We start from the raw sequence: 25,560 nt of genomic DNA, 5'->3' as shown, positions 1-25,560 counted from the left end.
GATCAGGACTCCATGGACTTGGCGAAGCGGTTATCGGGAATGACGTTTTCCCCTTCCTTCACATCAATCCGGTCACCGCTGCTGAGCCGGTCCTGGCCGGTAACAATGATCTGGTCATCCATGGTCAGGCCGTCAACGACCTCAACCCGACCTGGCATCCGCGAGCCCAGGGTGACGGACATCCGGCGGGCAATGCCGTCCTCCGCCACAAACACATACTTTTCATCACCCCGGATCATCACCGCCTGTTCCGGAATCACCAATGCATCCCGCTCCCGCAGGGTCAGGGTGGCGGACATGAACTGACCTGGCCGCAACCGGCCTTCCGGGTTATCGATCAGTGCGCGCACCGGCAGGGTACGGCTAAGCTCATTGATACGGGTACCCAGTTCCGCCAGTTTGCCGCTGAATGTCTGATCAGGATACGCAAGGGACTGGCCGCTGACCGGTTGGTTCAACGCCACCTGGCCCAGGAAGCGCTCGGGAATGGCAAAATTCAGTTCCATTGTATCGGTGCTGTCGAGAGTGGTGACACTGGTGCCTGAGGTCAGGTAGGCACCAATGCTGATGTCGCTGAGCCCCACCACGCCGGTAAATGGCGCTTCGATGCGGTGGTTTTCCAGGCGCACCCGTGCTGACTGGCGCTGCGCCTCAGCCACATCCACGACGGTGCGCAGTTCTTCCACCTGGGATTGCGAAATGCTGTTGTTCGAGCGCAGTTGCCGGGCGCGCTCGTACTGCCGACGGGCATCCGCCAGCTGCGCCTCGATGACCTCCAGATCGGCCCGGGCCTGACGATCGTCCAGGCGCACTAACAATTGGCCCTTATCAACACGGCGGCCGGTTTCCAGATTCAGCTCGATTACCCGGCCACTCACCTCGGTGGTCAGCTCCACGGCATTGAGCGCCTTGAGGCTGCCAACCGCCTTCACCACATCGCGAACGGTGTCGCGTTCCGGAACAACCGTGTTGACCACGCTGGCCGGGCGTTCCCTGCCATCCTGGGCCGCTGTTTCGCTATCCAGATTCTGAAACACAACGGCACCACCGACAGCCACGGCCACCAGCACCAGCGCAATCAACCACTGTTTCAACATAGTATTTCCAGGCTCTTGTCTGTCTCGATTAATCGTTCATTCGGGCTATTTCTTCTGGATCACCAGTACCACCTCACCCACGTCAATTCCCCATTTGCTCATGGTGGTCTCGTTGATCAGGGTGTCCGGGGTTATCAGGTACATCCAGTCATCCATCCGCACATCCAGGGTGTCGTCGCCGTAGGGCACACGGAGCACATAATTCATGTGAATCGCATTGCCGCGCCAGCGCATGGTGCCCGGCTCCACCACATCGCCGGCTTCGGCACGATACCCTTCATCCGAAGGCGTCAGAGTCCAGACTCGGGTCTGGACCTCGCCATCGTTAAAACGGAAGGTTTCATCCAGAGTCCCGACGCCTTTGTCATCCCAGGAGGCGCTGATGTCGGCATCGAAGGTGCGGATCACCTCGCCGGAAAAGTTCTTGACCACACCACGAGCGGAAAGTTCGCCGGTAAAGAACTGCTCAGGGACCAGTTGCGGGGTCCTGTCGGCGTAATCATCCAGCGACGGGCTGGCACAACCACTCAGCAACAGTGCAGAGAACACCATCCAGAGTATAGGAGCCGGTAAGCGTTTCGAAATCCCGGATAATAGGCTTTGCATGACTTTTACACTCTTACTGAGGGTTTTTGACAAGGCATTGGCGCTGAAGAATACGCCGGCCCGCTCTGTAGCGATCATTTAACAACACAGACGGGGCCGACTTCGTCATTTCGGCCAATTGTCCATTCTGACAGTCCCATCAGTGCTTTTCGTCAATGGCAGTGCTCCGGGAATGGCGTAAAACAGCAGGCAAGAGGGCAGAGTTCGCCCCCACCCGATTCCGCGACAGACCCAGAGGATTCCATTATGCCCGTTTATAAGGCGCCCCTGCGCGACATGAAGTTTCTGCTGAACGAAGTGTTCGACTACCCGGGACATTATGCCACCCTGGCCAGTGGCGAAAACGCCACGCCGGATATCGTGGAGGCCATACTCACGGAGTGTGGAAAACTCTGCGAGGAAGTGCTGAGCCCGCTGTACCTGTCAGGGGATGAAGACGGCTGCAAGCTTGAAAATGGTGAGGTGACCACACCGGCAGGCTATCGAGAGGCCTACCAGCAATACGTCTCGGGCGGCTGGCAGGGGCTCTCTGCCCCAGAGGAATTCGGAGGCCAGGGCCTACCCGCCTCCATGGGGCTGCTGAAACAGGAAATGATGGGTACCGCCAACTGGTCGTTTTCCATGTATCCCGGCCTGTCCCTGGGCGCCATGAACACGATCTTCCTGCATGGCTCCAACGACCAGAAGCAGACCTACCTGCCACCACTGACCGAGGGGCGCTGGGGCGGCACCATGTGCCTGACCGAACCCCAGTGCGGCACCGATCTGGGACAGGTGAAAACCCGGGCTGAACCCCAGGCCGATGGCAGTTACCGGCTTACCGGCACCAAGATCTTTATCTCATCCGGCGATCACGATCTGACCGGGAACATCGTGCACATCGTACTTGCCCGCCTGCCGGACGCTCCGAAAGGCACCCGGGGTATCAGCCTGTTTATCGTTCCCAAGTTCCTGCCCGACAGCCAGGGTGGCGTGGGTGAACGCAACGCCGTGGTCTGTAGCAGCCTCGAGAAAAAAATGGGGATCAAGGCCTCTGCTACCTGTGTGATGAACTTCGACGGCGCTACCGGCTTTCTGATCGGGCCGGAAAACGAAGGCCTGAACTGCATGTTCACCTTCATGAACACCGCCCGCATCGGCACCGCCATTCAGGGCGTCGGACCAGCAGAACTGTCCTATCAGTGGGCCCTGGCCTACGCTAAGGAGCGCCGTTCCATGCGCGCACTCTCGGGTAAGAAAGAACCGGACCAGGTGGCCGACAGCCTGATCCACCACGCCGATGTACGCCGGATGCTCCTGACCCAGAAGGCCATCGCCGAGGGCGGCCGGGCTATGCTCTATTACGCTGCCCGTCTGGCGGATCATATGGTGGAGGGCTTTACCGAAGGGGACGACAAAAAAGCGGAGAAGTACGACGACAAACTCGGTTTTCTCACCCCGATCCTCAAGGGTTTTCTGACCGAAATGGGGTACGAGGCGGCTAACCTCGGGGTGCAGGTGTTCGGAGGCCACGGCTATATCCGCGAACATGGCATGGAACAGATTGTCCGGGATACCCGCATTGCCACATTGTACGAAGGCACTACCGGCATCCAGGCACTGGACCTGCTTGGCCGCAAGGTCCTGCTCATGACCCGGGGCGGCGCCGTGCGCGAATTCACTCTGAAAATTGCCAACTTTGCCCGCAAGCACCTGACCGACAAGCGGCTTCGGCCCTATGCCCTGGAGCTTCTCAAGCTGACTGGCCAGTGGAACCTGCTGACCGTGCGCATCATGCTCGCTGCCCGCAAAGACCGGGATGTAGTGAGCTCAGCGGCCTACGATTTCCTGATGTACAGCGGTTACGTCACCATGGCCTATGTTTGGGTCCGCCAGGCTTCGGTGGCTGTGGATAAACTCGACAACGGCGGGGACGAATCCGACGCCTTTTACCAGGCCAAACTGGCTACCACGGAATTCTATTTTGAGCGGTTGTTACCACGGGCCCAAAGCCACGCGTCGACCATGCTCAGCCCAAGCAAAAACCTGATGCAGCTGGCTGTGGATGATCTGGCCTTTACCGGATAGTGTCCCGGTTCAATCCGGATCCGCCGTCGCCAGGCCGAAGTATTCGCCCTGGGAAAAATCGATGCCCAGCTCCCGGACGCACCGCTGCACTGCCTCGCTGTGGACAAATTCCGCAACGGTCTGGATCTCCAGGCTACGGGCAAACTGGACAATACCACTGGTCACCAGATAGGCCGTGCGGTCGGTGTCCAGGTGACGGATCAGGCTGCCATCAATCTTGATGAAGTCCACATTCAGGCTCAGCAGATGGGCAAAATTGGAGTAGCCGGTTCCAAAATCATCAATGGCGATGCGGCAGCCGTATGCCTTGACCCGGTCAATAAACGACCGGATCTCGGCATAGTTCTCGATACCGTCGGATTCCAGAATTTCGAAAATGACCCGGTCACCAATACCGGTCTGCTCCAATGCGTCCAGAACATGAGCCAATGTCTCGGATTCGGCAATGTCGCCGTAGGACAGGTTGATAGAGAATGCCTCGTCCCGGTCCCGGAACCAGGCAAAGCACTTATCGATCATCATTCCGGCAATCTTGCCATTGAGGCGCAACCGGCCGGCGATTTCGATGAACTGGCCAGCATTGGCAACGCGGCCGTCAGGCTCCACCATTCTGACCAGGCACTCATACTTGTTGACCCGTTCATGGTGGTTGTCATAAATCGGCTGGAACCAGGGCACCAGCCAGTCGTGCTCGATGGCGGCTTTCAGGCGGTTGGCCCAGTGCAGATTGCTCTCGTAGTTCTCCTCAACCCCCACTGCCGGATCGTACAGCAGGTAATGACGCGATTGTTCCCGGGCCTGCAACACCGCGATCTTGGCCTGACTGACCAATTGATCCGGGGCTTCTTCCGGCGCCCGGCCGGGCCGGATTGCCATGCCGATACTGATATCCACTGTGACTGGTTGCTGTTGCCAATAGATCTGCTCCCGGGTCACAGAGTCCCGCACCTGGCAGGCGATATCCTCGATCTCTTCCGGCGCCAGTTGCGGCATCAGAATGGCAAACTCATCGCCCGGCAGGCGATACACATCCAGCCTTGCCGGGCTGATCTTCCGGCGCAGATTTTTGAGCCGGGAAGTGACCGCCAGCAATACCTGGTCTCCGCAGACACTGCCAAACAGACTGTTGATTTCCTTGAATCGGTCGAGATTTACTATCAGCAATGACGCCTGAGCCGTTGCCTGCAAATCCCGCAGAAGGCGGACCCGATTAGGGAGCCCGGTCATCTGATCGGTGTAGGAGGCCTGCAGCTCCCGAATCAACTGGGCAATCCGGTACAGCAGATACAGGCTGAGGAGCAGCATGGCCGCCACTGTTCCAGCCAGTATGTTGCGATTGGTCCGCTCCATGGGCAGCAGAACCGCATTGATTTCACTGACCGGCACGCCAGCTCCGTACACCATGCCAGCCATTGTGGCGGCAAAATAGAGCTCGTAATCGTCGCCGTCAATCGTCAGGCGGCGGGTGGTTAACTCTTCCGGCGGATTATCAGTGCCGGTCAGCGGAGAAGACAGGGTATCGCCCAGGTTCAGGGACAGGACGGCGTCAATGATTGCCTGTTCACGGCGAGTGTCCTCGCCCTGGCTGAGACTGGACAGATTCCGGTTATTTCGGTCGTTCAGGAAGGCAAAACTGTGCTCAGTAACATTGATCCGGCTCACCAGCTCAATCACCTGATCCGCACCCCAGGCCGTGGTGGCCATACCCAGCAATCGCCCATCCGGATCAAACATGGGGCTCGCGAGGGTCAGAATTGCCCGTTTTGTGTTGAGGTCGAAGTACACTGGTGACCAGTACACTTCCCCGGCCTTATCCGGTTCCGGGCGCCAGTCGGCGGTCAGTGTGCGCATAAACCAGGGAGCTGCCCGGTATTGGGTGAAACGGCTTACACTGTCCAGTCTCTGTGTCTTGCCGTCGTCGAGGACAAAATACGGCATGAAGCTGGAACCTGATGTCGCCAGTACTCCGGGTTCAAATCAGAGTCCGGCACTGGCTGCGCCTTCGAAATCCAGCAGATGGGCCTGCAGTGTTTGCTCAAGCTGACTTCGCAACTGATCTCGCCCAGCGTCCGAGTCACTATCTTCGGCCAGAGACTGAAAACTCTCACCGACATTGGCCAGCGTTGCGGTATAGCTGGCCAATGCTGACTGACGGGCGTTGATCCGTGCCAGACCGGCGCCAACCACCTCTTCAATCTGCTCCCTGCGGAGCTCCGAAAGTGCCTCCCGGGAATAGGTCAAATTGAGACTGGAAAGCAACAACATGCCAGCCACAAACACCAGCAGCAACAGACCCAGCAACCACATGATGGACTGTCGTGACGACGAACGTTTCCGGAAAAACAGGCTGCTACGAGGCATACCCGACATAGATGATGGCCCTGGGTGTGGAAATCAGCTATCGCTGCCAGACACCCTGTTGCCGTTTCGCTTCAGGATGCCAATGGCCTGTTCGTGGCCCTGACCGGCCGCTTTGGTATACCAGTATACGGCCTGTTGCTCATTGGGTGCGACGCCCTCACCTGCAGCGTACATCTGGCCGAGCAGATACGCTGCCTCACTGGATTGGTCAGCAGCTTCCCGGGCCCATTGGAGCGCCTCCGGATAATCTTCAAACGCATAGGCAATGATTGCCAGATTGGTCTGGGACTGGGTATCACCAGCTCTTGCCGGCGCCAGACATGCCTCCCGGGCAGCACTGAAATTACGAATTGAGGTGAGCAGGTAACAATCGCTCATGGCCCGCTGATCAGGGGAGGGACCAACCGGTTCCGGGCCGGAAACGGTTGGCTCGGGTTCTGCCACGGGCGGGCTGGCCCGGGACCGGGTAACACGCTCGGAAAAGGCCGCTACCCGGGCCGGACAGGAAAAAAGATAGCCCGCCCGAAACTGTGCCAGTATCGGTTCCGTCGCCGGCTTTTCGGCGTATTGGTCGGCAATAACACGGCATCTTCTGTCCCGTTCAGCTCTGACACGGCCCATGGTCGCAGCCCGGTTCTCGTCTTCCCTATGCTGTCTCAGGTAATCCGTCAGTGGATCAATATAAGGTTGTTCGAACAGAGCCCGGAGCTCCTGTTCGTATGTATCGGGGCCGCTCACGATATCGTGCAGGACCTTGCCAGTCCGGTCCAGGAGATCCGACGAGGTGTCCATCAAGCGATCCTCGTCGATGCTCGCGCATCCAGACGTGATTGCAAGGAACAATACCAGGACATAGCGACAGTACATCGGTTCTACCTGCCTGTTACCAGTGGCTTGATGATCAGGATCGCTCTTGATTGCTCAAACACATTATCACTTGCCGATGCAGAAGCTGCTGAAAATCTTGCCCAACAATTCATCCGGTGTCAGGTGACCGGTTATTTCCCCGAGGGCATCCTGGGCCGCTCGCAGGTCTTCCGCCAAGAGCTCGCCGGCACCGAAGCCTTCAAGCTGACTCTGACCCTGCACCAGTAATGCCAGGGCCCGTTCCAGGGCATCCAGGTGCCGTCTGCGGGCCAGGAAACCGCCTTCGGTGGTGCTGGCAAAGCCCATACACTGTTTCAGGTGATCCCGGAGAACCTCCAGTCCCTCAGAGGACCTGGCAGCCAGTCGGATAACCGGTGCACTCTGATGATAGTCCGCGCTAATACCAATCGCTTCACCGGAAAGGTCAACCTTGTTACGGACAACCGTAACCGGTGCGTTGGCAGGCAACTGGTCAATAAAATCCGGCCAGATCTCATGGGGCTCTGTTTTTTCGGTCGTCGTGGCATCGACCATCAGCAAAATTCGGTCCGCTTGCCGGATTTCGTCCCAGGCCCGGGCTATACCGATCTGTTCAACCTCGTCACCGCTTTCCCGCAGGCCGGCGGTGTCTATGATGTGCAGTGGCATCCCATCAATGTGGATATGTTCCCGTAGAACATCCCGGGTGGTGCCTTCAATCGCGGTCACAATCGCAGCCTCCCGGCCGGCAAGAGCATTGAGCAGGCTGGACTTGCCCGCGTTCGGCCGCCCGGCAATGACCACTTTCATACCGTCCCGCAAGATAGTCCCTTGCTGGGCGTCGGCAAGAATCCGCTCAAGCCGGCCAAGCAGAGCCTGAAGATCGCTGGCGACCTTGCCATCGGCCAGAAAATCGATTTCTTCTTCCGGAAAATCAATGGCCGCTTCAACGTAGATCCTGAGGTGGGTCACCGCCTCTACCAGATCGTCTACCTGGCGGGAAAACACACCCTGCATGGATCGCACAGCGCAGCGGGCTGCCTGTTCCGAACTGCTCTCGATCAGATCGGCAATGGCCTCGGCCTGAGCCAGATCCAGCTTGTCGTTCAGGAACGCCCGCTCAGAGAATTCACCCGGGCGTGCCAGTCTTGCGCCCCGGCTACAAACCTCACGGAGCAGAAGATCCAGGATCACCGTGCCACCATGGCCCTGTAACTCGAACACGTCCTCGCCGGTAAAGGAGTTTGGATTGGGGAAAAACAGTCCTATCCCTTCATCGATCAGTTCACCGTTGCTGTCCAGGAAGGGACCGTAGTGGGCATAACGCGGTTTTGGGCGGAAACCCAACATCTGTCGGGCAATCTCGGAAGCCTTGGGACCGGAGACCCGGACAATGCCAACACCGGCCTGCCCGGGTGCCGTGGCAATGGCGGCGATAGTGTCAGAACTCTGGCTCATGTTGGTTGTTCCTCGGGGCCGAAACAACAGAGGCTCCGTGAAGGAGCCTCTGTTTGGTTTAGGTCAGATCAATTGCACGGGTCAGTGCTTCCTGGCTGCCGTTTCTGCTTCAATCTTGCGGGTAATGTACCACTGCTGACTGATCGACAGAATGTTGTTTGTCAGCCAGTACAGTACCAGACCTGCCGGGAACCACAGGAAGAACACGGTAAACACCAGAGGCATCATCTTCATGATCTTGGCCTGCATCGGATCCGGCGGTGTCGGGTTCAGGTGCATCTGCAGGAACATACTTGCACCCATCAGGATTGGCAGGATGAAGTAAGGATCCATTTGGGAAAGGTCATTTATCCACAGCATGAACGGGGCATGACGCAGCTGTACACTTTCAAACAGAACCCAGTACAGGGAGATGAACACCGGCATCTGCACGAGGATTGGCAAGCAGCCACCCAGCGGGTTGATCTTTTCCCGTTTGTACAACGCCATCATTTCCTGTGACATGCGCTGGCGATCATCGCCATAGAGTTCTTTGAGGCGGGTCAGCTGCGGAGCTGCGGCTCGCATTTTCGCCATGGATTTGTAGCTGGTCGCGGACAGGTGGAAGAACACCGCTTTCACCAGAACGGTCAGCAGAATAATGGCAGCGCCCCAGTTTCCAACGATGCTGTGGAACCAATCCAGGATGATGAACAGTGGCAGGGAAATGAAGAATAGCCAGCCGAAATCGACGGTGCGATCCAGATTGGGCGCCATGTTTTCCAGGCGATCAATAACCTTGGGCCCAACGTAGGCACGGGCTCCGATTTCTGCAGTCTGGCCAGGCTCCACAGTAGTGGCAGGGTAGACAAAGCCCATTACATGATAAGGCCCGCGACGGGTAGTCTGGAACTGGGCAGTCTGATCGCGTTCGGGAACCCACGCTGAAATGAAGTAGTGCTGCAGGAAGGCCAGCCAGCCATTGGTGACCGACCGGTTGACTTGTTCTTCCTGAAGATCGTCGAATTCGAATTTCTGGTACGGATCCTCAGGGGAACTGATAACCAAACCCAGGAAGGCCTTGATCCCCATGCTGGCGGAGGATGTCGGGTCGGGGGATTGGTCACGAACTATTTTACCGGTGAAGTTTGCCTGCCAGTTTTCACTGGACTGGTTTTCAACCAGGTATTTCACACCAATTTCGTAACTGTTCCTTTCAAACTGATAGCGCTTGATGATCCGGACGCCGTTGTCGGTCGTGAAGGTCAGGTCAACGGTGAGCTGATTATCGCCTTCGGCCAGTTCATAGCTCGACGCTTCAGTCTGGTAAACCGGGGCCGTACCGTTTTTGCGGCTATCCGGGCCGTCACGGCCAATCAGTCCACTCTCAAGAACATACAACCGGTTTTCAGTGTTATTGAGCAGGGTCAGAGGTTCTTTGCTGTTCAGTGACTTGTCGAAATCCAGAAGTTGCGTGCGGACAAGATTGCCGCTGACACGGTCGATAGTCAGTTCGTAAACATCAGTCCGGACTTTCACGAACTGATTGGTAACGGTGGTACCGGCTTCGGCCTGGCTGACTACGGCTTCTCCGGTTTCCGGAGTGGCGAATTCTTCAGTGCCCTGATTGGGAACGGATAAGCCAGTACTGTCTTCCGGCAGCACCATATTGTCTGAATTGCCTGAGCCGTCAGTGGTTTGTGACGGAGCTGATTGAGCAACCTGGGCGGTCTCCGGTTGCTGGTGATAATCCTCATTCCAGGCAAGCACCATCAGATAACTGACAATAGCCAGGCCGGCAAATAATACGATGCGTTGAATATCCATAGAGTTACTGTCTGGTCTGGGTTGTTGTATGGGAATGATCAGCGTGTACGCAGTGTGTTCCGGATTCCAGGCCCACGGATTGTTCTGTGCCCGGCACCGGATCATACCCGCCTTCCGCCCAGGGATGACACCTTAACAGACGCCGGATTGCGAGAAATAACCCTTTCAGGGCGCCATGATGGGTAATGGCTTCAACGGCATATTGTGAGCAGGTGGGGTGGTGGCGGCAATGGCTGGCCATCATGGGACTGATGGCATATTGGTAGAAGCGAATGGGCAGGAGCAAAAGTTTGCGCATTAACCCGTTCCTCGACCGGCAGTCTCCGATGATGCTGCCCGGGATGGCTGAGATTGAGAGTGTTTTTTTCTGAGCCGTCGCCAGAGGTCGTCCATGGATGCGCGAACGGTTGGGTTGTCCAGGGAAACAAGGCCCTGTCTTCCCAGTACCACAACGTCAAGTCCCGGGAGGTCCGCCTGATGTCGGAAACTTTCCCTGACCTGGCGTTTTATCCGGTTTCTCTGCACCGAGAGCTTCAGGTTTTTCTTTGAAAAAATCAAACCGATCCTGGCGTGACCGAGATTATTCGGTGTCGCCAGGATCAGAAAATTCCTGTGCGGAACTTTCAGCTGCACGTCGTCGAAGACTTTACCGTAATCAGCAGGTCGCAGGAGACGGTTCGATTTCGGAAAACCCAAAGCCTTCATTCGGCGAACAGAGCTTACGCGGACAGACGTGCGCGGCCTTTGGCACGACGACGGGAAATAACCTTGCGGCCGTTGGCAGTTGCCATACGGGCACGGAAACCGTGAACGCGCTTACGCTTCAGGACGCTTGGTTGAAACGTTCTTTTCATGGTGATGATCTCACAATTCGTAAGTTGGGAATTCAGTAACTGGCTGGAAATTGTACAGCCGAAACAGGAGCGGCATTCTATGCAAATAGCGGTGGGAATTCAATGTTTATTCCTACGGTGTTATGAGGAGTTTTGTGCGGAGGATTACGCCGGTGGCTGAAAACGGGAAAAGCTTCGGACAGGTAATAAATTCAGTAGGTCTTTTAGAATTTCTTTAAGAATTAATTATTACTGTTATTAGGGGCGACGTTTTCTGTGGATAAGCAACAATAAGTTCCAAAAAACAACATCTTGTTTGGTTGACAAGGGTATTGACAAAGCGCCTTGAGGGCTGTGGACGACGCAGGGGCGAAATGTGGGTAACACGGTTTGGGCGAATCTGACCGAGTTATCCCCGGTTGTGTCCCAGTCTTCCTAACAGGGTTTAACCACGGTTGTACACACAGGGCTGTGCATAACCTTTTAAGCGGGAATTTTCTGTACACAAGGTTGTAGGTAAGTCTGTATTAAATTGAAATATAACGAAATAAATTTCCACAGGCTGTTCATGAACCGGCTTTAGCTCTTTCACTGAGAGCGCCGGCGGGTTAGAATCCGGGGTCATCTCTCTGGACAGGATGGTCTTATCCGTTCAGCGACATTTCAGGGTTATCGGGAGCAGGCTGTCGTGCCAAACAGTATGTGGCATCAATGTCTTGAAGTACTCCGGGACGAGTTTCCCGCACAACAGTTCAATACCTGGCTCCGGCCCCTGCAATCCGATCACCGGGAGGGGCAGCTGATGTTGTTCGCGCCCAACCGCTTCGTTATGGATTGGGTCAACGAAAAATATCTTCGGCGTATTGAAGAAGTTCTCAAGGATCTGAACGGTGGCCAGGCGCCCCGGGTCAATATGAAGGTTGGATCTGCACCCCGGGAAAGTGATCCGGTCAAGCGTTCGGAAATGCCTGCCCGGGTGAACGGTCAGGTGCTTGAAGAATCAGGGAGTCGGGTCACGGAAGAGGAAAGAGGCGTCGCCGCGATGGTGCCTGGATCAACGTCGGCCGGGTCAACGTCTGTGCGACCCAAAAGCTTTAATGAGCGTCGGCCGGTTCAGATTGAAGGGGACATCAAACACCAGAGTTTTCTCAATGAAGGTTTCACCTTCGAAACCTTTGTGGAAGGTAAGTCCAACCAGCTGGCGCGGGCTGCTTCGATGCAGGTGGCCGAAAATCCAGGTGGTGCCTACAATCCTCTGTTTCTCTACGGTGGGGTAGGTCTGGGTAAAACCCACCTGATGCATGCTATCGGGAACGAGATAGTCCGTCGCAATCCCAGGGCCAAAGTGGCATACCTCAGATCCGAGCGTTTTGTGGCCGACATGGTCAAGGCGTTACAGCTGAATGCCATTAACGAGTTCAAGCGCTATTACCGGTCAGTGGATGCCCTGCTTATTGATGACATCCAGTTTTTTGCACGCAAAGAGCGCTCCCAGGAAGAATTTTTCCATACCTTCAATGCGTTGCTTGAGGGCGGACAGCAGGTCATTGTGACCTGTGATCGTTTCCCGAAAGAAATTGTCGACATGGAAGAACGCCTTAAATCCCGGTTTGGTTGGGGTTTAACGGTTATGGTCGAGCCCCCTGAGCTTGAAACCCGGGTAGCCATATTGATGAAGAAGGCGGAGCAGGCCAACGTCAAGCTGAGCAGCGAAGCGGCCTTTTTTATCGCCCAGAAAATTCGTTCAAACGTTCGTGAGCTAGAAGGGGCGCTTCGTCTGGTGATAGCAAATGCTCACTTCACGGGTTCTGAAATCACGCCCCCGTTTATCCGTGAAAGTCTGAAAGACCTGCTGGCACTTCACGAGAAGCAGGTGAGTATCGACAATATTCAACGCACGGTAGCGGAATATTACAAGATCAAGGTGGCAGATCTGCTGTCGAAACGGCGGACTCGCGTAGTGACCCGGCCACGGCAGGTTGCCATGTCCCTGTCCAAGGAATTGACCAATCACAGCCTCCCGGAGATAGGCGATGCCTTCGGCGGTCGCGATCACACCACTGTGCTGCATGCATGCAAGAAAATCGTGGAGTTGCAGGAGACTGATCCGGGCATCCGCGAGGATTATCAGAATTTTATGAGACTGCTGACTACCTGATGCCGGGCGTTGGCGAACAACATTCACCCTTCCAACATAAAGAAAGCTGAGTGCCATGAAACTGACGATCAGCCGTGAATCCCTGCTTATCCCGCTGCAAAGCATTGCGGGTGTAGTGGAAAAGAAACAGACCATGCCCGTGCTGTCCAACGTACTGCTGGTGGCAGAAGACAACACCCTGACCCTGACCGGGACCAACATGGAAGTGGAGCTGGTTGCCCGGGTAACACCGGTGCATGTGGATCAGCCCGGCCGTATTACCGTCCCGGCCCGCAAGCTTTCCGACATCTGTCGCGCGCTGGGCGATGAGGCACCGATGGAGTTGTCACTGGAAGGTGACCGTTTGCATCTTCGGTGTGGGGCGAGTCACTTCACTCTGTCGACGTTACCGGCCGAGCACTTTCCCAATGTCGAAGACGAAGCAGAGAGTTTCCGGCTGGAATTGCCCCAAAAGGAGCTGAGTCGGATGCTGGATGCAACGGCCTTTGCCATGGCCCAGCAAGACGTTCGTTACTACCTGAACGGGTTGTTGCTGGAAGTGGACAAGGATCATGTGCGGACGGTGGCCACCGATGGTCACCGGCTGGCTATGGCTCACCTGGAACTGCCGACCAATTGTCCGGAACTCCGCCAGGTGATTGTGCCGCGTAAGGGCGTACTGGAACTGGCTAGGTTGCTTGAGGATGTGGAAACACCGGTCACCCTGGTGATTGGTGATAATCACCTGCGTGCCACAGTGGGCGCTTACACCTTTACCTCAAAGCTGATTGAAGGCAAATTCCCGGACTATAACCGGGTAATCCCTCGCGGCGGTGACAAAGTGGTATTGGCAGACCGTGCAACGCTCAAAAACACACTGCAACGGGCCGGGATTCTGTCTCACGAGAATATTCGGGGGGTGCGCCTGAATCTGGCCCCGAACGAACTCCAGGTGTTCGCTAACAATCCGGATCAGGAACAGGCCGAAGACGCGCTGCCTGTGGATTATCAGGGCGAATCCCTGCAGATCGGTTTTAATGTAGGCTACCTGGTGGATGTGATGAACGCTCTGGATGAGGACCAGGTCAAGATGACCCTGTCCAATCCCAACAGCAGTGCGTTGATTGAAGCGCAGAATGATAGCCGTTGCCTGTACGTGGTCATGCCCATGAGGCTTTAGGAGGATGAGATTGATGAGTGCCGTAACGAATGGAATCAAAGGAGCTTTCAGGATTGGCCAGACTGTGTCGGTACTCGGGCGCACAGGAATCAACTGGGTTCGGGGCGATCGTCCCCCGACACCCAGGCTGCTGAGGCAGACATTTGAATCGCTGGGTGCGACCTACATCAAACTCGGGCAGTTTATCGCCAGTTCGCCAACGTTCTTCCCAAAGGAGTACGTGGAGGAATTCCAGAACTGCCTGGATAAGACTCCTAATCTGCCTTTTGGCGTGATCAGGAAGATCATTGCTGACGAACTGGGGCGGCCGCTGGATGAAGTCTATGCGGACATCGATCCTGTAGCCCTGGCGTCTGCCTCTATTGCGCAGGTCCATGCCGCGAGACTGGTGACCGGTGAAGACGTGGTCATCAAGGTACAGAAGCCGGGCGTTGAGAACATTCTGCTGACGGATCTGAATTTTCTGTATTTATCCGCGCGGATTCTGGAGACGCTGGCGCCTAGATTGTCCTGGACTTCCATGTCCGGCATTGTCGAAGAAATCCAGCGGACCATGATGGAGGAGTGTGACTTCATCAAGGAAGCCAATAACCTGAAGGTGTTCCGGGAATTTCTTCACGACACCCATAACGAAGATGCGGCAGTCCCCCGGGTTTTCGAGAATTGCAGTACCCGTCGAATTCTGACCATGGAACGTTTTCACGGGGTGCCATTGACCGATCTGGAAAGCATCCGGGGTTATGCCCGGGATCCGGAACGAACTCTGATCACGGCAATGAATACCTGGTTTGCGAGCCTGACCCAATGTGAATTTTTCCACGCTGACGTTCATGCCGGAAACCTGATGGTCCTGAAAGACGGGCGAGTCGGGTTTATTGATTTCGGAATCGTTGGCAGGATAAAGCCGGATACCTGGCAGGCGGTCAGCGATTTCATTTCCGCAGTGATGGTTGGGAATTTCGAAGGCATGGCGGATGCCATGATCCGAATTGGGATCACTCGTCAGGCGGTCCAGGCGGACGATCTTGCCGGCGATCTTCGCAGGCTCTACCAGCAGATGGACAGGATGGTACCGGATGAGGTTCCGTATGAAGCCGATAAGGCTGAAGACGATGTGAATCATATTCTGATGGATATGGTAAAAATCGGGGAAAGCCACGGACTCCATTTCCCCCGTGAATTTGCCTTGTTACTGAAACAGTTTCTGTATTTCGATCGCTATGTTCACATCCTTGCGCCGGAAATGGACGTGTTTATGGATGAGCGGCTGAATATGCTTCATTGAGGCGGTCGCCTTCAGGCATTGGCTTTTGTACACTAAGGCAGCGTTACCGGGTCCGGTAACGCTGCCTTTTTCATTGTGCGGATGAATTTTTCTTCTCCTTCCTTTCCGCTTCGAGCTCTCTTGTCTATGGCGCTAGTTAAATTCCAGACTGAAAATTTCCGCAATTTGTCCCCGGCGCCCGTGAGTTTTTCTCCTTCCTTTAACCTCATATACGGAGAGAACGGCAGTGGCAAAACCAGTGTACTGGAAGCTATTGGATATCTGGGTTTGGGGAGATCGTTCCGGGTAAACCGGCATCAGGCGGTCGTACGCCATGGTGAACAACGACTGACCGTGTTTGGCGGACTCGATCACGGGCTGACGGACGATGCCGGGCAAAGCGATAATGGTCTTGTACACCGGTTGGGTATCTCCCGGGATGTGGTGCAGAAAGAAACGGCATTGCGGGTCGATGGTGAAGGCGTTCGAAGTCTGTCTTCGCTGGCAATGCACTTACCGGTATCAGTGATTGACCCGGGCGTTTTCGATGTCGTTGCCGGGGGGCCCGGAAAACGACGACAGTTCCTCGATTGGGCAGTGTTCCACGTGGAACCTTCTTTTGCGTCAGTGTGGCAGCAATGCCAGAGAGCGACATCACAGCGGAATCAAACGCTCAGAAATGGTAGACTAGATGAATCCCTGTTGCGGGTCTGGGATCGCCAGTACGCTGCATTGAGTGACCGGATCAATGAAGCCCGGGTGAATACGTTTGTGCGCTTCAAGGCGGCATTTGAAGCGCTGGTCCGGGAAGTTGAAGTGCAGTGGACCGAAGGGCTGAAGCTTGAGTTTTACGCCGGGTGGGATACCACTCAATCCCTGGTGGACGTTTTGTTAAGCCACCGGGAACAGGAGCGTAAAATGGGGCACACCCTTTATGGGCCCAACCGCGCAGATATCCGGTTGAAGTTTCAGGGGCGACCCGTTGCTGAAACCTTCTCCCGAGGCCAGCAGAAAACCCTGGTGATTTTAATGAAGATTGCCCAAGGCATGGTGTTGAGCGACATGGGCAAACAGGTGACCTTTTTGCTTGATGATATCAATGCCGAGCTGGATGAAGGGCACAGGGCGATGTTGGCCAGCAGGTTACAGGCATTGCGTTGTCAGGTGTTTATAACGTCGATCGAGCGGCCTCTGGTTGGGCAGCTTTGGCCGGACGGGAAGGCACCAGAATACAGAATGTTCCACGTGGAACATGGCAAATTGACGGAAGAATAAGACCGGAGCGGAACGCTAAGATGCCCCGGCCTATCACGCTTCAGGAGTTACCGAATGAGCGAATCGAACTACAATTCCTCCAGTATCAAAGTCTTGAAGGGACTGGATGCGGTGCGAAAGCGGCCCGGCATGTACATCGGTGACACCGATGATGGCACAGGCCTTCACCACATGGTCTTTGAATTGGTGGATAACTCCATCGATGAAGCGCTCGCGGGCCACTGCTCCGAGATCGGCGTTATCATTCACCCCGATGAATCGGTTACGGTAAAGGACAACGGTCGTGGTATCCCGGTGGATCTGCACGAAGGAGAAGGCGTCTCCGCCGCCGAAGTTATCATGACGGTTCTGCATGCCGGTGGTAAATTCGATGACAATTCCTACAAGGTCTCCGGTGGTCTGCACGGCGTAGGGGTGTCCGTTGTTAATGCCTTGTCCTCTACCCTCACCCTGACAATCCGCCGGGATGGCAAGGTTTACGAGCAAACCTATACTCACGGTGTTCCTGACGCGCCTCTCGGCCCCGTTGGTGAAACCGAAGCATCCGGTACCAAGGTTCACTTCATTCCGTCACCGGAAACCTTTACCCACATCGAGTTCCACTACGACATTCTGGCCAAGCGCCTGCGGGAACTTGCGTTCCTGAACAGTGGTGTGCGCATTCGTCTCACAGACGAGCGCAGCGGCAGAGAAGAGGTGTTTGAATACGAGGGCGGTCTGCGGGCCTTTGTTGAGCATCTGAACACCAATAAAACGCCGATTAACCGGGTGTTTCACTTCAACCGTGAGCGTGAAGACGGCATTTCCGTAGAAGTAGCGATGCAGTGGAACGATGCCTTCCAGGAAAACCTCTACTGCTTCACCAACAACATTCCCCAGCGGGATGGTGGTACTCACCTGGCCGGCTTCCGCGCCGCCCTGACCCGCTCTCTGAACAATTACATCGAGCACGAAGGCCTCGGTAAGAAAGCCAAGGTCAGTACCTCTGGTGACGATGCCCGGGAAGGCCTGACCGCGATTGTCAGCGTCAAGGTGCCGGATCCGAAGTTTTCTTCCCAGACCAAAGACAAGCTGGTGTCGTCGGAAGTGAAAACGGCGGTCGAGCAGGAGCTGTATCAGAGCTTCGCCGACTATCTCCAGGAACAGCCGAACGAAGCCAGGCTGATCGTCAACAAGATGATTGAAGCGGCCAGGGCCCGTGAGGCGGCGCGCAAGGCCCGGGATATGACCCGTCGCAAGGGTGCACTGGACATTGCCGGCCTGCCCGGAAAACTGGCCGATTGCCAGGAGAAGGATCCGGCACTTTCAGAACTGTACATTGTGGAGGGTGACTCGGCCGGCGGCAGCGCCAAACAGGGCCGGGACCGCAAAACCCAGGCGATCCTGCCATTGAAGGGCAAGATCCTGAACGTGGAGAAAGCCCGTTTCGACAAGATGCTGTCTTCCGCGGAAGTGGGCACCCTGATCACCGCTCTCGGCTGCGGAATCGGCCGCGAAGAATTCAACCCGGACAAGCTTCGCTACCACTCGATCATCATCATGACCGATGCGGATGTCGACGGCTCCCACATCCGTACCCTGCTGCTGACCTTCCTGTTCCGTCAGATGCGCGAAATCATTGAGCGGGGCCATGTCTTTATTGCCATGCCGCCCCTGTACAAGGTCAAGCGCGGTAAACAGGAACAGTACCTGAAGGATGAGAAAGCAAAAGAGGCCTACCTCACCCAGACCGCTCTGGAAGGCGCGCAGCTGTACGTAAATCCTGAGGCTCCAGCGATCAAGGACTCCGCGCTGGAAACCATGGTGAAGGATTACCAGGCCGTGATGGCGATGATCACAAGGCTTCGCCGGGCGTATCCTGCCAAGGTGCTGGAACAGATGCTTCAAAACGTCACTCTCAAGGCGGAGCACCTGAAGGATGAAGAAGCGGTGGCCCGCTGGGTCGCACGCCTGGGCGATGGACTGGATCTCGATACCCGTACCGGTACCAAATACACTTTCTCGGTCACCAAAGATTCCGAGCGTGATCTGTACCTGCCAAAGGTCACCATCTATGTTCACGGGATTCCCCATGAGCACGTCTTCAGCCATGAGTTTTTTGAGTCGTCGTCCTACGGCGCTATTGCCCGCATGGGCGAAACCCTGGATGGCCTGATTGAAGAAGGCGCCTATATCCAGCGTGGTGAGCGCAAGCAGCCAGTTCTTTCCTTTGAAGGGGCTCTGGACTGGCTGATGAAGGAAGCCCAGCGCGGCCTGAGCATTCAGCGCTACAAGGGTCTCGGCGAAATGAACCCGGATCAGCTGTGGGAAACCACCATGGATCCGGAAACCCGTCGCATGATGAAAGTGACCATTGAAGATGCCTTTGCGGCCGACCAGATCTTCACCACCCTGATGGGTGACGATGTGGAACCGCGGCGTAACTTTATCCAGACCAACGCTCTGGAAGTTACCAACCTGGATATCTGATTCGTCAACGTTCTGATGGGTATAAAAAAGCGGCGAAGGTTATCAAACCTTCGCCGCTTTTTTTTGTCTCGAACTTCCCGTTACCAGCGTTCTCTACTTTCCTGACGTTGAATCGGCGGACTTTTTATCTTCCTTTTCAGCAAGATGCGGTGCCATCACCTCTTCCAGAGTAAACCCGGTGAGCCGACGGATGGTGCGCCACAGATAGTAAAAAATGAGCATCATCATCACCATGGAAGGAATGGCAATCATGGGATAGCTGACCAGCGTCATTTGTCCAAGTTCTTCGTTGAACGCCTGAGTGCCCGAAGGGCTGACTACGATCCACTTGGCGAGCACATAATTCATGATCGACGAAAACAGAAAGGTGCCCGCGAAAAAGTAGCTGGCTTTCAGTAACCGTTCCTCAAACTCGGCAACACAATTGTGCTCTTCCAGGGAGCGCTGAATCTTCCCGACATCCAGCACGGTCGGGTTGTAGAGCAGGGTCCGGACCAGCGGGTATTTCGTACGTGTCGATACCAGCACCGCCAGCCCGATGATGGCCGGAATTGCAGCTTCCTTGATCGCCAGCCAGCCGGCATCCAGCTCCAGTAAACCGATGCCACCGGTTAGACCGACACTGATCAGACCCAGCACGGCAATAAAGTTTTTCTTGTGATACTTAACCAGCTCGAACAGTCCCCAGCCCAGTGGGAAAGCGAGCCCGATCAGCAAGGCATTCACATTGCCCAGGTACTCATCGCCACTGAATTTCATCAGGATCACGGACGGAATAATGATACTGACCAGCAGATCGACCCAGGGCCTTGGCTTGTGGTCCGGAATGTTGGAGGAATTCGGAGAGGTCATGGTTTAGCCTGGTTGGTGAAACAGCAGCAGGCCGAACGGCACTGCCGGAGAACTCACCGCAGTATACGATGAATTCGAAGGCTTGCGTAAGCGCACAAAAAAGCCGGGCCCTTGAGCCCGGCTTTGATGTTCGCAGAAAGCTTAATAGGTTTTAAGCCCCAACTTCCTTCAGGCTCTCTTCCACAATCGCGAGCCCTTCTTCCAGCACATCGTCTTCGATGGTCACCGGCATCAGGAACCGCAAGGTATTGCCATACATACCGCAGCTCAGCAGAATCAGTCCCTTCTCCTTGGCCTTCTTGGTAACGGCCGCCGCCAGTTCCGGCTTGGGCGTATGGCTTGATTTGCTTTCCACCAGCTCGAAAGCTGCCATCGGGCCGAGGTTGCGGACGTTATCCACATGCTCGAACTGCTCTTGCCACTGGCTGAAGCGCTTGTTCAGCTTTTCGCCGAGTGCCTGGGCCTTACCAAGGATGTCCTCTTCCTTGAACACATCGAAAACCGCCAGAGCCGCCGCACAGGCTGTCGGGCTGCCAGTATAGGTGCCGCCCAGAGAGTTCGGGCCAGAGGCATCCATGTGCTTGTCCGTACCTACAATCGCGGAAATCGGCATACCATCGGCCATACTCTTGGCCATGGTCATCAGGTCCGGCTCTATACCACTGTGCTCTATGGCAAACATCTTGCCGGTCCGTCCGAAGCCACTCTGAACTTCGTCCACAACCATCAGAATGTTGTTCTCATCGCAGATCTTGCGGATTTCCTTCAGGAAACTGGCCGGAGCTGCGTAAAAACCGCCCTCACCCAGGACCGGCTCGATCACGATGGCCGCGGTAATGTTGGCCGGCGAGTCCGCTTTCATGGTCATCTTAAGACCACGAAGTGCTTCGTCTTCGCTGACGCCGTGATATGGAACCGGGTATGGCGCACGGAAGACCGTACCAGGCATCGGACCGAAATCCGTCTGGTAGGGCGCCGCCTTACCGTTCATGGCCATGGTGTAAAAAGTCCGGCCGTGATAACCGCCATCGAAGCAGATCACGTTGGTTTTGCCAGTCGCGGCCCGCGCGATCTTCATTGCGTTCTCCAGGGCCTCCGCACCGGAGTTGGCCAGCATGACCTTGGCGTGGCCCTTGACCGGAGCCACTTCGCTGAGCTTCTGTGCCAGTTTTACATAGCCCTCATAGGGCATAACCGTCTGGCAGGTGTGCATCAGCTTGTCCAGCTGTGCCTTGACCGCTTCCACCACTTTCGGGTGGCGATGGCCGATGTTGAGGACACCAATGCCGCCGGCAAAATCAATCATGCGTTTGCCGTCTGCATCCCACAGCTCCGCATTCGTTGCGTGGTCGGCAAACTGTTCATTGGGACTTGCCGCGCCCGCTGCAACGTAGCGTTCTTTGAGTGCCTGCAATTCTTTATTGCTCACTTTGCCATTCTCCCTGGGTTCAGGTTCAAAAGTTTCACCTACCAGTGTAAGTAGTACGGTGACAGGAAACAAACCGACTATTGTCGCTGTCAGGCGGCGTTTTCCCGGAACTGCAGTTTTGCCAGCCGCTGATAGAGATCATTATGGCGCATTAATTCGTTATGGCTACCCACGGCCAGCAGGCGGCCCTGATCCAAAACCGCGATGCGATCCGCATCTCTGACCGTTGCCAGTCGATGGGCAATGACCAGGGTGGTGCGCCCGGTTGTAAGTGCCGGCATGGCCTGCTGGATAAGATTCTCACTCTCCGCATCCAGCGCACTGGTGGCTTCGTCCAGCAGCAGAATCGGTGCGTCCGCCAGCAAGGCCCGGGCGATGGCAAGGCGCTGCTTCTGTCCGCCCGATAACCCGAGGCCGGCATCACCTAGTGCTGTCTCATAGCCTTTCGGCAGGCCCTGGATAAAGTCGTGGGCGTGGGCAATCCGCGCGGCCTGTTCCACGTCCTCCTGGCTGGCATCTGGACGGGCATAGCGAATGTTGTCTGCCACCGTGCCATGAAACAGCGCCGGGTTCTGGGGCACCAAGGCAAAACAGCGGCGCAAAGATTCCAGAGACAGCTCGCCCGTATCCACCCCGTCAATCAGAATCCGGCCCTGATCGGGCTGGTAAAAATGCAGCAGCAGATCGAACAGGGTCGATTTTCCGGCGCCGGAGGGGCCCACCAGTGCCAGGGTTTCCCCGGCGGTCACCGCCAGTGAAAAGTCAGTGAGGGCAGGCTGCTCCGATCGCCCGGGGTAACTGAAGCCCAGATGCTCAATGCGGATCTCCCCTTTGATGGGCTCTGGAAGGGCTTTGCCCGCATTGTCTCGAACAAATTCCGGCTCGGTTTGCAGCAGTTCGAACAGCCGCGCCGCCGAGCCTGCCGCTCTCTGCAGTTCACCAATCACCTCACTGATGGCGCCTGCGGCCACGCCCACCAGCAGGCTGTAGAACACAAAGGCGGCCAGTTCGCCCGGGCTGATCCGGCCCTGAATGACATCCAGCCCGCCAATCCAGATCACGATGCCGACGGCCCCCATCACCAGTGAAATGGCAAGAGTGGTCAGCCAGGCCCGTTGCCGGATCCGGGCACGGGCTATGTCAAAGGCCTTCTCCGAGACCTCCGCAAAAAACAGACGGTCATGGGGCTGGTGATTAAAGGCCTGCACTGTCTTTATCTGGGTCAGATTCTCGCCCACGTAACTGCCGACATCGGCCACCCGGTCCTGACTGAGTCGAGACAGCTGCCGCACCCGCCGGCCGAAGAACAGGATCGGCGCGATCACCAGGGGGAACCCCAGCAGGATAATGCTGGCCAGCTTGGCGTTGGTGATAAACAACAGCAGCAAGCCCCCGATCAGCATCAGGGCGTTACGCAGGGCAATGGACACGGTGGAGCCAATCACCGACTGCAGCACCGTGGTATCGGCGGTAAACCGGGACTGGATCTCCAGCGCCCGGTTCTGCTCAAAGAAGCCGGGATGCAGATCAATCAGATGGTTAAAGACCTTTTTGCGGATATCCGCCACCACCCGCTCCCCGATCCAGGACACCAGGTAGAACCGGGCAAACGACCCGAACGCCAGGCCCAGCACCAGCACGAAAAAAAGCCCGATGGCCTTCGCCAGGTTCTCCGGAGATTCCGTGGCTAATCCCTGATCCACCAGAATTCGTAATCCCTGGCCAAGTCCCAGAGTAATTCCGGCCGTGAAAATCAGAGCCACAAGAGCTCCGGCGACAGCCCGGCGGTAGGGGCTGATGAATTCAACAACCAGTTTCAGGGCTTTGCGGTGACGGATGTTAATGGTATGCCTCCTGGATACGCGGTGCTGTAGACTCTGGCAACAATACAGTTTGTACTCGTAACAAGACCTATCATACAGCTACGCAAGAGCGTACGGGGTGGGGCGGCCTGCCAGGACCGTCAAAAGCCAGGGATGGCTTTTGCCGAGCGTACATGGACGTATTCACAGCGTGTCCTGGCAGGCCGCCCCACCCCGTGCGCTCGACTACTCTGAAGCCGAAGGAAGACCAAGTGCGCGCCTACGCCGACAACGACTACCCTGCAGACCATAAACCCGACTGGAAAGTGATCTCCGGTCTATGGCCCTATCTGGCCGAGTTTCGGGGCCGGGTGGCACTGGCTTTCGCATTGCTCGTGCTGGCCAAGCTGGCAACAGTCGCCACACCCCTAGCCCTCAAGTACATCGTGGACTATCTGGACCAGACCCGTGCCGAGGACATGCTGTTATGGATTCCGGTAGTGCTGGTGGTGGCCTATGGTTCCCTGCGCTTCGGGGCAACCCTGTTTAACGAGCTGAGGGATGCGGTGTTTGCCCGGGTGGCGGAGCGGGCCATGCGGCGGGTGTCGTTGCGGATTTTTGAGCACCTGCACCAACGGGAACTGGCTTTTCACCTGGACCGGAAGACCGGCGGTCTGGCCCGGGATATCGAGCGGGGCACCAACGGCATCAGTTTCCTGCTGCGTTTTACCCTGTTCAACATTGTCCCTACCCTTCTGGAAATCCTGATGGTCGCCGGCATCCTGTTTGTGGCGTTCAACGTGGGGTATGTGGTGGCCATACTGGTGGCTGTGGTGGTTTATGTGGTCTTTTCCATCAAGATCACCGAGTGGCGTACCAAATTCGTGCGGGAAGCCAATGCCCGGGATAACCAGTCCAACTCGCGGGCGATAGACAGTCTGCTTAATTATGAAACCGTCAAATACTTCAACAATGAACGCTATGAGGCGCAATTATACGACGTCGATCTGGAGGACTGGGAACAGGCCCGCCTGAAAAACAGGTTGTCCCTGGCGGCCCTGAACTCGGGCCAGGCGCTGATCATCGGCCTGGCGATGATCGTGATTATGGCGATGGCGGTCCGGGAAGTCGCCAGCGGTGAAATCACCCTGGGTGACTTCACCATGATCAACGCCTACCTGCTGCAATTGTTCATTCCCCTGAACGCCCTGGGGTTTGTCTACCGGGAAATCCGTCAGGCGCTGGTGAATGTCGAGCGCCTGTTCAAGCTGCTCGGGGACGAGCCTGCCATTCAGGATGCACCGGACGCCAAAGAACTGGCTGTGGAAAATGCTGAGGTGCGCTTTGAGCATATTCACTTTGCCTACCGCCCGGATCGCCCGATTGTGCAGGATGTGAATTTTACCATTCCGGCCGGTCACACGGTGGCGGTGGTCGGCGCCAGTGGCGCCGGCAAGTCCACCCTCGCCCGCCTGCTGTTCCGATTCTACGATGTGGACAAAGGCACGATCCGCATTGATGGTCAGGATATCCGGCATGTCACCCAGGACAGTCTGCGCTCGGCCATTGGCGTGGTGCCCCAGGATACGGTGTTGTTCAACGATACCCTCTACCGGAACCTCGCTTATGGTCGGCCGGAAGCCAGTGAGGAAGAGGTGTACCGGGCAGCACGCCTGGCCCATCTGGAAGATTTTATCCACAGCCTGCCGGATGGCTATGAAACCAGAGTGGGTGAGCGTGGCCTGAAATTGTCGGGTGGCGAGAAGCAACGGGTGGCCATTGCCCGGGTGATTCTCAAGAACCCGCCGTTGCTGATTCTGGATGAGGCCACTTCCTCCCTGGATTCGCTGTCCGAACAGGCAATTCTGGGGGCTCTGAAAGAAGTCAGCCAGCAGCGCACCACACTGGTGATTGCCCACCGTCTATCCACCATCCGTGATGCCAACACCATTCTGGTGATGGACGGCGGCCGTATTGTCGAGAGCGGCAGTCATAGCGAGTTGCTGGCCCGCGGTGGCCACTACGCCCATCTTTGGGAGCAGCAGCACCGGAGTGGCGAACAGTAAGGGGAGGGGCCC

20 protein-coding genes are annotated in these 25,560 nt (G+C 56.3%); 7 read left to right on the top strand and 13 right to left on the bottom strand.

Features of this window, described 5'->3' with window-relative positions; translation table 11 throughout:
* Positions 1-2: 2 nt before the first annotated feature.
* The gene (locus CLH62_RS11580; protein WP_099618303.1) at positions 3-1,097 is read right to left on the bottom strand and encodes an efflux RND transporter periplasmic adaptor subunit; all 1,095 of its coding nucleotides are present in this window, start codon (positions 1,095-1,097) and stop codon (positions 3-5) included.
* Positions 1,098-1,142: 45 nt separating this feature from the next.
* A complete protein-coding gene (locus tag CLH62_RS11575; RefSeq protein WP_099618852.1) occupies positions 1,143-1,703 on the bottom strand; it encodes a DUF3833 domain-containing protein in 561 nt (186 codons plus the stop codon).
* Between the two features lie 246 nt (positions 1,704-1,949).
* Between CLH62_RS11575 and CLH62_RS11570 the strand changes: the two genes are divergently transcribed.
* Positions 1,950-3,770: an acyl-CoA dehydrogenase C-terminal domain-containing protein gene (locus CLH62_RS11570; RefSeq protein WP_099618302.1), complete on the top strand. Its 1,821-nt coding sequence runs from the start codon at positions 1,950-1,952 to the stop codon at positions 3,768-3,770.
* 9 nt (positions 3,771-3,779) lie between these two features.
* Here the strand turns inward: CLH62_RS11570 and CLH62_RS11565 are convergent, their stop codons facing one another.
* From CLH62_RS11565 to rpmH, 8 genes are all read right to left on the bottom strand, one after another.
* The gene (locus CLH62_RS11565; protein ID WP_228152836.1) at positions 3,780-5,708 is read right to left on the bottom strand and encodes a bifunctional diguanylate cyclase/phosphodiesterase; all 1,929 of its coding nucleotides are present in this window, start codon (positions 5,706-5,708) and stop codon (positions 3,780-3,782) included.
* Between the two features lie 39 nt (positions 5,709-5,747).
* Positions 5,748-6,140 carry a hypothetical protein gene (locus CLH62_RS21420; RefSeq protein WP_228152835.1) on the bottom strand — a complete coding sequence of 131 codons (393 nt, stop codon included), beginning with the start codon at positions 6,138-6,140 and terminating at the stop codon, positions 5,748-5,750.
* A gap of 24 nt (positions 6,141-6,164) precedes the next feature.
* Positions 6,165-6,923 carry a tetratricopeptide repeat protein gene (locus CLH62_RS11560; RefSeq protein ID WP_170005790.1) on the bottom strand — a complete coding sequence of 253 codons (759 nt, stop codon included), beginning with the start codon at positions 6,921-6,923 and terminating at the stop codon, positions 6,165-6,167.
* A gap of 141 nt (positions 6,924-7,064) precedes the next feature.
* Complete coding sequence (gene mnmE, locus CLH62_RS11555) at positions 7,065-8,435, bottom strand: tRNA uridine-5-carboxymethylaminomethyl(34) synthesis GTPase MnmE (protein WP_099618300.1); 1,371 nt, start codon at positions 8,433-8,435, stop codon at positions 7,065-7,067.
* A gap of 81 nt (positions 8,436-8,516) precedes the next feature.
* Positions 8,517-10,241 carry a membrane protein insertase YidC gene (gene yidC / locus CLH62_RS11550; protein ID WP_099618299.1) on the bottom strand — a complete coding sequence of 575 codons (1,725 nt, stop codon included), beginning with the start codon at positions 10,239-10,241 and terminating at the stop codon, positions 8,517-8,519.
* 4 nt (positions 10,242-10,245) lie between these two features.
* The gene (gene yidD, locus CLH62_RS11545; RefSeq protein ID WP_099618298.1) at positions 10,246-10,539 is read right to left on the bottom strand and encodes a membrane protein insertion efficiency factor YidD; all 294 of its coding nucleotides are present in this window, start codon (positions 10,537-10,539) and stop codon (positions 10,246-10,248) included.
* The gene (rnpA, locus tag CLH62_RS11540; RefSeq protein ID WP_099618297.1) at positions 10,539-10,946 is read right to left on the bottom strand and encodes a ribonuclease P protein component; all 408 of its coding nucleotides are present in this window, start codon (positions 10,944-10,946) and stop codon (positions 10,539-10,541) included. Before rnpA ends, yidD begins: the two co-directional genes overlap by 1 nt.
* Before the next feature lie 14 nt (positions 10,947-10,960).
* Positions 10,961-11,095 (bottom strand): 50S ribosomal protein L34, encoded by a 135-nt coding sequence (gene rpmH, locus CLH62_RS11535; protein WP_008172542.1) that lies wholly within the window; start codon positions 11,093-11,095, stop codon positions 10,961-10,963.
* Positions 11,096-11,774: 679 nt separating this feature from the next.
* Here rpmH and dnaA point away from each other — a divergent pair.
* The 5 genes from dnaA to gyrB all read left to right on the top strand — a co-directional run bounded on the left by dnaA (position 11,775) and on the right by gyrB (position 19,399).
* Entirely contained in the window at positions 11,775-13,232 is a 1,458-nt protein-coding gene (dnaA, locus tag CLH62_RS11530) for a chromosomal replication initiator protein DnaA (protein WP_407657783.1), read from the top strand.
* 55 nt (positions 13,233-13,287) lie between these two features.
* Positions 13,288-14,391, top strand: a complete 1,104-nt coding sequence (gene dnaN, locus CLH62_RS11525) for a DNA polymerase III subunit beta (protein ID WP_099618295.1) — start codon at positions 13,288-13,290, stop codon at positions 14,389-14,391.
* A 13-nt stretch (positions 14,392-14,404) separates the two neighbouring features.
* Positions 14,405-15,676: an ABC1 kinase family protein gene (locus CLH62_RS11520; protein WP_099618294.1), complete on the top strand. Its 1,272-nt coding sequence runs from the start codon at positions 14,405-14,407 to the stop codon at positions 15,674-15,676.
* Between the two features lie 126 nt (positions 15,677-15,802).
* Positions 15,803-16,930 (top strand): DNA replication/repair protein RecF, encoded by a 1,128-nt coding sequence (gene recF / locus CLH62_RS11515; RefSeq protein ID WP_099618293.1) that lies wholly within the window; start codon positions 15,803-15,805, stop codon positions 16,928-16,930.
* Between the two features lie 54 nt (positions 16,931-16,984).
* Entirely contained in the window at positions 16,985-19,399 is a 2,415-nt protein-coding gene (gene gyrB, locus CLH62_RS11510) for a DNA topoisomerase (ATP-hydrolyzing) subunit B (protein WP_099618292.1), read from the top strand.
* 93 nt (positions 19,400-19,492) lie between these two features.
* On the opposite strand, the gene CLH62_RS11505 is transcribed toward gyrB, so the two are convergent.
* From CLH62_RS11505 to CLH62_RS11495, 3 genes are all read right to left on the bottom strand, one after another.
* The gene (locus tag CLH62_RS11505) at positions 19,493-20,251 is read right to left on the bottom strand and encodes a VC0807 family protein (RefSeq protein WP_099618291.1); all 759 of its coding nucleotides are present in this window, start codon (positions 20,249-20,251) and stop codon (positions 19,493-19,495) included.
* A 151-nt stretch (positions 20,252-20,402) separates the two neighbouring features.
* Positions 20,403-21,680: a 4-aminobutyrate--2-oxoglutarate transaminase gene (gene gabT, locus CLH62_RS11500; RefSeq protein WP_099618851.1), complete on the bottom strand. Its 1,278-nt coding sequence runs from the start codon at positions 21,678-21,680 to the stop codon at positions 20,403-20,405.
* An 89-nt stretch (positions 21,681-21,769) separates the two neighbouring features.
* Positions 21,770-23,500 carry an ABC transporter transmembrane domain-containing protein gene (locus CLH62_RS11495; protein ID WP_099618290.1) on the bottom strand — a complete coding sequence of 577 codons (1,731 nt, stop codon included), beginning with the start codon at positions 23,498-23,500 and terminating at the stop codon, positions 21,770-21,772.
* A 254-nt stretch (positions 23,501-23,754) separates the two neighbouring features.
* Between CLH62_RS11495 and CLH62_RS11490 the strand changes: the two genes are divergently transcribed.
* The gene (locus CLH62_RS11490) at positions 23,755-25,548 is read left to right on the top strand and encodes an ABCB family ABC transporter ATP-binding protein/permease (protein WP_099618289.1); all 1,794 of its coding nucleotides are present in this window, start codon (positions 23,755-23,757) and stop codon (positions 25,546-25,548) included.
* The last annotated feature ends 12 nt before the right edge of the window (positions 25,549-25,560 follow it).

The sequence above is a fragment of the Marinobacter guineae genome, from assembly GCF_002744735.1.
GTDB lineage: Bacteria > Pseudomonadota > Gammaproteobacteria > Pseudomonadales > Oleiphilaceae > Marinobacter > Marinobacter guineae.
Note: the sequence above shows the minus strand (reverse complement) of the source record. Positions and strands in the feature narration are given on the sequence as shown.